This is a genomic window from Candidatus Zixiibacteriota bacterium (genome assembly GCA_036397555.1).
Taxonomy (GTDB): domain Bacteria; phylum Zixibacteria; class MSB-5A5; order WJJR01; family WJJR01; genus DATKYL01.
Window position 1 is genome coordinate 176955 of sequence record DASWIS010000025.1, and the last position, 8930, is coordinate 185884.

The 8930-nt window shown below is 60.7% G+C and carries 9 protein-coding genes and 1 tRNA gene; 8 read left to right on the forward strand and 2 right to left on the reverse strand.

Translation table 11 applies throughout. From position 1 onward, the window contains the following. Positions 1-81 precede the first annotated feature (81 nt). The 3 genes from VGB22_08370 to VGB22_08380 all read left to right on the forward strand — a co-directional run bounded on the left by VGB22_08370 (position 82) and on the right by VGB22_08380 (position 3593). Positions 82-1335: an ABC transporter permease gene (locus tag VGB22_08370; protein HEX9751281.1), complete on the forward strand. Its 1254-nt coding sequence runs from the start codon at positions 82-84 to the stop codon at positions 1333-1335. 93 nt (positions 1336-1428) lie between these two features. After that, positions 1429-2127, forward strand: coding sequence for an ABC transporter ATP-binding protein (locus VGB22_08375; protein HEX9751282.1), 699 nt, complete (start codon positions 1429-1431; stop codon positions 2125-2127). Beyond that, positions 2124-3593, forward strand: a complete 1470-nt coding sequence (locus VGB22_08380) for an FtsX-like permease family protein (GenBank protein ID HEX9751283.1) — start codon at positions 2124-2126, stop codon at positions 3591-3593. The genes VGB22_08375 and VGB22_08380 overlap by 4 nt, the downstream gene beginning before the upstream one ends. 149 nt (positions 3594-3742) lie before the next feature. Here the strand turns inward: VGB22_08380 and VGB22_08385 are convergent, their stop codons facing one another. After that, positions 3743-4162 carry a metalloregulator ArsR/SmtB family transcription factor gene (locus VGB22_08385; GenBank protein ID HEX9751284.1) on the reverse strand — a complete coding sequence of 140 codons (420 nt, stop codon included), beginning with the start codon at positions 4160-4162 and terminating at the stop codon, positions 3743-3745. 101 nt (positions 4163-4263) lie between these two features. After that, on the reverse strand, positions 4264-5649 hold the full coding sequence (locus VGB22_08390; GenBank protein HEX9751285.1) for an MBL fold metallo-hydrolase: 1386 nt from the start codon (positions 5647-5649) through the stop codon (positions 4264-4266). A 275-nt stretch (positions 5650-5924) separates the two neighbouring features. Between VGB22_08390 and rpmG the strand changes: the two genes are divergently transcribed. From rpmG to VGB22_08415, 5 genes are all read left to right on the forward strand, one after another. Next, entirely contained in the window at positions 5925-6092 is a 168-nt protein-coding gene (gene rpmG / locus VGB22_08395) for a 50S ribosomal protein L33 (protein HEX9751286.1), read from the forward strand. 245 nt (positions 6093-6337) lie between these two features. Continuing rightward, positions 6338-6410, forward strand: a tRNA-Lys gene (locus VGB22_08400). Between the two features lie 29 nt (positions 6411-6439). Then, positions 6440-7351, forward strand: coding sequence for a hypothetical protein (locus VGB22_08405; GenBank protein HEX9751287.1), 912 nt, complete (start codon positions 6440-6442; stop codon positions 7349-7351). 27 nt (positions 7352-7378) lie between these two features. Beyond that, entirely contained in the window at positions 7379-8065 is a 687-nt protein-coding gene (locus VGB22_08410; protein HEX9751288.1) for a DUF502 domain-containing protein, read from the forward strand. Positions 8066-8070: 5 nt separating this feature from the next. Continuing rightward, positions 8071-8930, forward strand: an 860-nt coding sequence (locus tag VGB22_08415) for a CBS domain-containing protein (GenBank protein ID HEX9751289.1), incomplete at its 3' end; no start/stop codon positions are given.

Here is an 8930-nt window from a genome sequence, read left to right on the forward strand (position 1 = left end):
GATTCTTCGCTTCGCTCAGAATGACATTTCCCTGCTCACTTTTGGATTCGAGGCGTTTCCCGGCAACCGGCTGCCCGTGCGATGACCAGACTCACCCGATCGATGGCGGAAACGCGCGAGGGCGTCATCCTGGCGCTGCAAGCGATCCGTGCCAACAAGTTTCGCAGTTTCATGACGATCGTCGGCGTCATGATCGGCGTCGGTGCGGTCATTCTGGTCAGCACGATCATGGACGGATTCGAGCAATATGCCAACACGTCGATCGACAAGATCGGCAACAACGTGCTCTATATCACCCGCTGGGATCACAACACCGACTTTGACAACCTGACCGAAGAACAACGGCGGCGTCCGCACATCCGCATGAAGGAGGCATACGCGGTGCGCGACATGTGCCCGTTGATTCAGGCCGTCTCGCCGGAGAAACGCGCCTTCGACAATGTGGCGCAATACGAGGAGAAGAAGCTTCGCAATCCCGATGACTTTCGCGGCTGCTGGCCGGAGCTGGCGGCGGTCAAAAACCGCGACTGCGAATTCGGACGGTTCATCGACGACAACGATATGCTGCGCACCGCCATGGTCTGCGTGATCGGCCCGGAAGTGGCCGACGCGCTCTTCGAAGCGCGTGATGAGGCCGTCGGAAAAGAGATTCGTGTCAACGGCTACCGGTTTACCGTCATCGGGGTACAGGAACAGATCGAGGATCTCTTCGGCATCAGCGAAAACGATTACATCTATATCCCGATGTCGACGTTCGATAAGCTGTACCCGAACGAAGAGCGCATCGTCCTTCTGGCCAGCGCCCTCTCCCGAACACGAATCGACGAGGCGTTGGATCAGGTCACCAATGCGCTGCGGAGAGTCCGTAAGGTCCGACCGGAAGACGACAACAACTTCGGCGTCATGACGCAGGACCGCTTCAAGGGCGAAATTGGTGATATTACCGGCAAAGTCCAGCTCGGGGCAACGGCGGTCGCTTCGGTGGGGTTGCTGGTGGGCATTATCGGCGTGATGAATATCATGCTCGTGGCCGTCACGCAACGGACGCGCGAGATCGGCGTGCGCAAGGCGGTCGGGGCGCGCAAAGTGAACATTCTGTTCCAATTTCTGGTGGAGGCCGGAACCCTCACGGGACTGGGGGGAATTGTCGGGATCATCTTCGGCGGACTGATCGGCCTGCTGGTGACCACGATACTCGACTGGAACTATTATCTCTCCCCTCCCTGGATGGCGATCGGGTTTCTTCTGTCTGGGGGGACCGGTGTCATCGCCGGCATGTACCCCGCCTGGCGCGCCGCGCGTGTCGACCCGATTGTGGCGCTGCGTTACGAGTGATCGTCCGACCCGTTTCCATTCCTTGCAAACTTGTTTGATCGTTGTCATCATCCGGAGCGATGAATGTGCGGATGAGTACGGGACGCTGCTGATATGGCGATTGTCATTTCGACTTATGAACTGTGCCGGTACTACCGCCGTGGCCCGCAGGAAATCCGCGCGGTCGACCATGTGAGCCTGAGCATCGCCCGTGGCGAGTTTGTGTCCATCGTCGGATCATCCGGATCGGGCAAATCGACGCTTCTGAATCTGTTGGCCGGATTAGACACTCCGACCGATGGTGACATCCGGATCGGGAATGACTCACTCACGGCCATGACTCGTCGGCAACGCGCCGCGTATCGTGCGCAACGCGTGGGGATGGTCTTTCAATCATTCAACCTGCTGCCCTATCGCAGCGCGGTTGAGAATGTCGAACTGGCGTTGTATTTCACACAGCTCCCGCGCAGAAAACGTCGCGACCAGGCTGCGGCGATCCTCGAGACACTGGGACTGGCGGACCGTATGGGGCATCTCCCGGCCGACATGTCGGGCGGCGAGCAACAACGTGTTGCCATCGCGCGGGCGCTGGTCAAGCGGCCCGAACTGCTATTCGCCGATGAACCGACCGGCAATCTCGATCATGACAATGCAACGGCAGTCGCGGAATTGTTGTCACGGTTGTGCGAGCAGGGACTGACGGTTGTGATGGTCACGCACAATCTCGATCTGGCACAGCACTACGCCCAGCGAGTGATCCGTATGCACTATGGCGCCATCGTCACGACCGGTGACGGGAGTCAACCGCGGTGACAACCGCCGACTTGATCGGCATCGCAACCGGCAATCTGCGCCGCATGAAACTGCGCACATCGCTGACCACCGGCGGTGTGGTCATCGCCATCGGTGCATTTGTGGCGATGCTCTCGTTCGGCGCGGGCATGCAGCAAACGATCGCGCAGGAGTTCGATCAGCTCGGTCTGCTGCACACGATGATCGTCTATCCCAACGGACGGTACCGCGACATCGAGATTGTGCCTGATACGTCACGCCCTCTCGATTCGGCCGCCCTCGAGACGCTGTCGCGGCTACCGGGAGTGCGGCTCGCGTACCCGTACGAACGATTTACTGTTACGGCACAGTTTGCCGACACGGCATTGACTGCGTACACGCAGCCGTTGTCGACGACCGCCTTGAGCACCAAGCTGTACTCCGACCTTGTCGCGGGCCGCTACTTCTTCGACGACAATGCGCACGAGGCATTGGTCACGCGCGAGTTTCTCAAGGACATCGGCGTCAACGATGCCGATTCGGTGATCGGTGACACGGTCGTCATTGCGGTCGACGTCGTTTCATTGGACAGCGCGGTCTCGGCGCTGGTCTTTCATGGGGATCTGGACAGCATCAAGGCGCGCCTTCGCCAGATCGATGAGGACTCGCTGTTTTCCGTGACCTACCTGCGCCGTATCGGCATGCGGGAATTGAATGCATCGTTGGGAAGGTTCTTGCATGGCTACCTCAACGCGCGCGAACGTGTCTCTGACACCGTGGTCGTCGTCGGCGCGATCGAGCGGTCGCGCAACAGACGGCGCGGCCAGCCGATCATCACGACGATTGCGGTCGGACAGCGCCTGAGCAACGCCGGCTTCTCGGGCGGACCGTTGGAGCTGGCCACGTCATTGGGGAGCGGGCAGCTATTCGATCTGGAACGCGGCAGCACGGGCGGCCATTACGCGCAGGTGACCCTCGATCTGGAACCATCCGCGCCGTATGCGCCGATTCGAGACTCGGTCACCGCCATGGGGTACTCGGTCTTTTCCTATGCCGAGGAATTCGAGGAGATCCGCCGCGTCTTTCGTTATATCGATCTGGCGCTGGCCATGGTCGGTCTGATCGCTCTGGCGACGTCGTCATTGGGGATCGTCAATACGATGCTCATGTCGATTCTCGAACGGCGGCGCGAGATCGGCATCCTCAAATCGCTTGGCGCCGACGAGGGTGAGATTCGACTGCTGTTTCTCTTCGAGTCGGGACTGATCGGATTGTTCGGCGCGCTCGGCGGCTTGATCCTCGGCTGGACGATCAGCCGAATCGGCTCGTTCATCGCGCGTTCGCTGATGGAGCGCGAGGGTGTCACGCCGGTCGAACTCTTCGCCGTACCGATCTGGCTGATCGGTGCGGCCCTGCTTCTTGGCGTGTTGGTTGCGGTTGCGGCCGGATATTACCCATCGTCACGAGCCGCGCGTGTCGATGCGGTTGAAGCATTGCGCAACGAATGATAGGGGCACGGCACGGCGCGCCGTGCCCCTAAATGTGGTCGTGTCGATCTCGGTGGCGAGGGAGCCTCACCCCTGCGAATTCGACCCATCCTGCTATGACCCGCCGCAACAATGGGCCACGCGGGGAATTTGATAGCGTGTCATCGTCATCATCCTTTCGAACGGTCCCGCCGACGACGGGACGTTGGAGTGAACTGTTGATCACGTCTCTTGATGCCGGGACGTGGTTTTCGTTCCGGAGCGCTCCGGACAGTTTCCGGTTTGACTTCGACCATCATGCAGCAGCCGGGAAAGCAGGAGGCGAGCTCGACGCAGACGCAACGGACGGTGTCGGGGTCGATTTCGTAGATTACGCGTTGGGCCTCTTTGCGGCGTCGGATCAGCTTCACCTGCGCCAACTGCTGCAAATGCCGTGTGATGGTCGGCTGACTAAGCCCAAACATGTCAACCACTTCACCGACCGTTCGCTGTCTGACCTCGAGCATCAGCATGATCTTCAGCCGTGTCGGGTCAGACAGCGCCTTTAGCGCCGGGGGTAAGTCTTCAGTCTGGGTTTTCCCTTGGGCCATTTCATCCTCGCATGTGTATATACGCATGTGACTATATAAAGTTCCCGCAAAAAGTCGCGCGTGGGCGCCGGCGGCGGGGGTATGGCCGGGAGAACCGGAATCTATAGTTCGACGGTCTCGCCGAGGTGGGGCGCGTGCGCTGAAAAGCGACGCTCCGCCGACACGCGTTCGGCCATCGCCTGCGCGGGGCCGGGTTCGCCGTGGGTGATGTAAGTCAGGCGCGGGGCATCGGCGATCCCCTCCAGCCATTTCATCAGTTCCGCATAATCGGCGTGGCCGGAGAAGCCGCCTAAGTCGATGACCTCGGCGCGGATTTCGTGCTCGTATCCGTGGAACCGCAGCGCGCGCTTGCCGTCGTGCAGGTCGCGTCCACGCGTGCCTTCGGCCTGAAAACCGGCGAGCGCGATGATGTTGCGCGGGTCGCCCCCCTGGTGGATCAGGTGATGGAGGATGCGTCCGCCGGTGAGCATCCCGCTGGCCGAGATGATGATGCGCGGGCCGGGCATGTCATTGAGCTCGATCGACTCGTCGCGCGAGCGGATGTAACGGACATTGTCGCCGAAGAGGGCACAATCGGGGTCTTCCAGATCGCGCGCGGCGACCCGGTGCAGATCGGGAAAGTCGCAAAAAATCCTGGTCGCGTCGATCGCCATCGGGCTGTCGACATGGATCGGCAGCGCCGGCACCCGCTTCTGCTCCATCAGCACGCGCAGGCAATAGACCAACTGTTGCGCGCGTCCGACCGCAAACGCCGGAATCAGCAGTACGCCGCCCGACTCGGCGGTGCGTTTGCACAGAACCGCCAGTTCCTCGAAGGGGTCGACCGGCTCGTGAAGACGGTCGCCATAGGTCGACTCGAGCACCAGATAGTCGCATGCCAGGGGCGGCTGCGGGTCGGGCAGAAGCGGCATGTCGTAGCGGCCGACATCGCCGCTGAAGTAGATCGTGCGCGTGTCGTCGCCATCGGTGACGGACAAGAGGATCGACCCGGCACCGAGGATGTGTCCGACCGGCCGCAGCCGGAAGGCGAAGCTCGGCGATAGGCGTGTCTCGACTCCGAATTCGACCGTGTGGAACAATCTCAGCACCGCCTCGACTTCGTCGGAGTCAAACAACGGCAGGGCCGGTTTGTGACGAGTCGCCTTCTTCTTATTGAGAAAGCGCGCGTCTTCTTCCTGCAGGTGTGCGGCATCCAGCAGCAGAATCTCGGCGAGACGTTGCGTGGGCGCTGAGCAGAAGATCCGACCGCGAAATCCCAGTTTGTACAATCGCGGCAGATACGCCGTGTGGTCGGTGTGGGCGTGCGTGAGCACGATCCATTCGATCGCGGCCGGGTCGAACGCCGGCTTCGACCAGTTGCGTTCCCGCAGTTGCTTTTTGCCCTGAAAGATGCCGCAGTCGATCAGGAGCTTTCGTGCACCGGCCTGCACGAGGTACTTCGAACCGGTGACCGTCTGCGCGGCGCCGTGAAAGGTCAGGGAGATCACGATGCCGTCTGAGTCCGTGACTGGCGGGTCATGCGATTCTGCATGATGAGTAAGAACGGGTGAGCTGGTCACGCGATCAAGCGGGTCCTGCCCGAGAAGTCTGGATCGACTGTGCGTACCCCTTTCCGTCACGTGCCCATTTTCGGGGATTAGGCGCGCCCGGCCGGAGGGGGTTTGGGTGGGGGGGCAACCATCTCCGAGCACTCTTGTCTCTGGACAATCAACGATCGGCGGAGTAGATTACCTTACTGGAAATCGACGGAGGACTCGGACCGATGGCAAAGACGCAACGTGAACTCATTAAGCTGGAAAGCACCGCGGGAACCGGCTACTTCTACGTGACATCCAAAAACAAGCGCACGGCCGAGGGCAAGCTCGAACGGATGAAGTACGACCCCAAAGTCCGCAAGCACGTGCTCTTCAAAGAGAAGAACCTGCGCTAAGGCGCACATACCAGTTTATTTGACGAGGCCGCCGGAGAATTGATCTTCGGCGGTCTTGCTCTTAGATGCAGTGTCGTGCCACGCGCCTTTGGCGGGGCACACGCCCACCGAATGAGGGCGTATGACGGACTCCCGCGAGTCTGCCGATGCGCATTTCGGCATCGTGTGTCTGTCGCCGGCCTCGCCGTGTGCCATTTCCGGTTGACACCTTCGCCGCAATCTTGTCTCTTCGCAACACCGGAGTCGCGCCCTTAGCTCAGTTGGTAGAGCAGCTGACTCTTAATCAGCGGGTCGAAGGTTCGAGTCCTTCAGGGCGCACACGACGCGGTAACATCCGGGGGGATGCCATGACCAATCTGCCGATCAGCGATCTGATCCGAAACAGCTTCTCGCTCGCGTGGCGGTACAAGTACCTCTGGCTCTTCGGACTCTTCGCGGCGGGCGGCTCCGGGGGTCCGGGGCTGAACCTGGGCGGCGGCGATACGCCCCCCGATCCGGAGACCATCCGCGCCTGGCTTCTCGCGGCGATTGCCATGATCCTGCTGGTCGGATTGGTTCTGGGGACCATTGTGCTGATCCTGCATGTCATCAGCAAGACCGGGCTCATCTACAACGTCTATCAGATCGATGCGGGAGGCGCGCACAGTCTTTCGGCCGGATGGGATTTCGCGCGCCGGCGTTTTTGGCCGATGATGGGGTTGACGCTGCTGCAGGTATGCGTCATTTTCTTCATCGTCTTCGTGCCGGTTCTCGCTGGTGCATTGATATTCGCGGCGAGCACACCGTTGGGAATCCTGGCATTCATGCTCATCATTCCGCTGTGCCTCGGCCTCGTCATGGGAATTCTGGTGACCTGGACCTACGCTGAGCGGTTTCTGATTCTGGAGTCGCGCCGCGTGACCGAAGCGATCGCCGACGGTTGGTCGTTGCTGAAAACCGAGTGGCGCCCCTCGATCATCACATTTTTGGCGGAGATCGGCATCGTGATCGGCGCCATCATGGTTCTCTGGATCGTCGGATTGGTCACGGCGCTGCCGGCCATCGCGCTCTGGCCGGTATCGAAGCTCTTCGCAATCATTTATGGAGCGTTTATTCTGGTCCCGATCTTCGTCGTGTCGAGCGCATATCTCGGCACGTTCCGTTCGGCTTTGTGGACGCGTGTATTCCTGGCGTTGCGGGCTCCGGCCTATGCCGCTGCGCAGACGGCCGCGCCAGAGAATCTCGGCCCGGCGCAGCCATCATCTCCGATGTTTGAGTGACCCCACGCACGATTGACGTCTTCGCCCATGGACCAACCCGACCCACCGATTCAAGACCCCCTCGCCCCGACGCAACCATCAAGCGGGGGCTTCGGTCACTGGCTGCGGCGGGCGTTTTTCTCGGGCGTGTTGATCACGGTCCCGGTCATCGTCACGGGCTACGTGCTGTACTTTCTGTTTCGCCAGATTGACGGGATTCTCTCGCCGCTTATCCATCGTGTCTGGGGGCACACAATCCCCGGACTGGGACTGGCGGCGACCATCATCCTGATCCTCCTGGTCGGAGTCATCGGACGCAATGTCTTCGGGTCGCGCCTGGTCAGTCTCGGTGAGCGCCTGATTATTCGCACACCGATCGCCCGAACGATCTATGGCGCCGCCAGGCAGTTTGTCGAGGCGGTAACCTCCCCGGAGAAGCGACGGTTCAACCGAGTGGTATTGATCCAATACCCGCGACACGGTATGTTTTCGCTGGGGTTCGTCTCCGGACGGACCGACTACTCGGCCCAGGGGGCACCGGGGCGCGAGTTGGTGTCGGTGTTCGTTCCGTCGACACCGACTCCGGTGACCGGATTCGTAGTGATGTTGCCGCCGGAGGAGTTGATTTACTTGTCGCTGACGCCGGAGCAGGCGATCAAATACCTGGTCTCCGGTGGGCTGGCTGTTCCGGTGCGCATGAGCGGTTCGATCTCGGAGATTCCGCAGGAGAGCTAAGACACATGCGATTGGCCGCATTACTGGATACGGCACTGGTACAGCCGAATCTGAAATCGGAGTCCAAGACCGGTGCGATCTCGGAGCTGATGGACCTGGTCACCGGCAAGCATCCGCGCATGGACCGCGCCGGAGTGTTGGGGTCGATCGCCGAACGCGAAGAGATCGAAAACACGTCATTTGGCCGCTGCTTCGCCTTTCCGCATGCGCGCACCGATCTGGCCAAGGAAATGCACGTTGCCGTCGGCATCTCCAAACGAGGCATTCGGGCACCGACCCCGGATGGACGCCCGCTGCACGTCGTCTGCCTGCTATTGACTCCGCGCAACATCGCTCAGCTTTATTTGCAGACGCTGTCGGGATTCGCGTCGCTCGCACGCGAGGAAGCTGCACTGCCGAAATTGATCGCGGCGCCGACGGCCGAAGAAGTCGTCCGCGTGATCTGGGAGTCGGGGATTACCGTACGCAAACATCTGACCGTGCGCGACATCATGCACCGCGACGTCGTCACGGTCTCGCCCGATGACTCGCTCAAGGATGTTGCCAACAAACTCTATCGATACCGGGTCTCAGGAATGCCGGTGGTCGACGAAGAGGGCCGGCCGGTCGGCATGATTTCCGAACGGCACTTGATCAAAGCCGCGCTTCCCGATTACGAGACACTCATCCAAAACCTGCAACTCTCCCCCGATGCGGAACCATTCGACGATCTGCTGCGCCGTGAAGACGAAATACGTGTCAAAGACCTGATGACCACTCGTCTGTTCACGACGACCGAAGATACCGCCATCGTCGAAGTCGCCGCGCAGATGCTCTTCCGCAACATCCGCCGCATTCCGGTTGTCGCCGACGAAAAACTGATCGG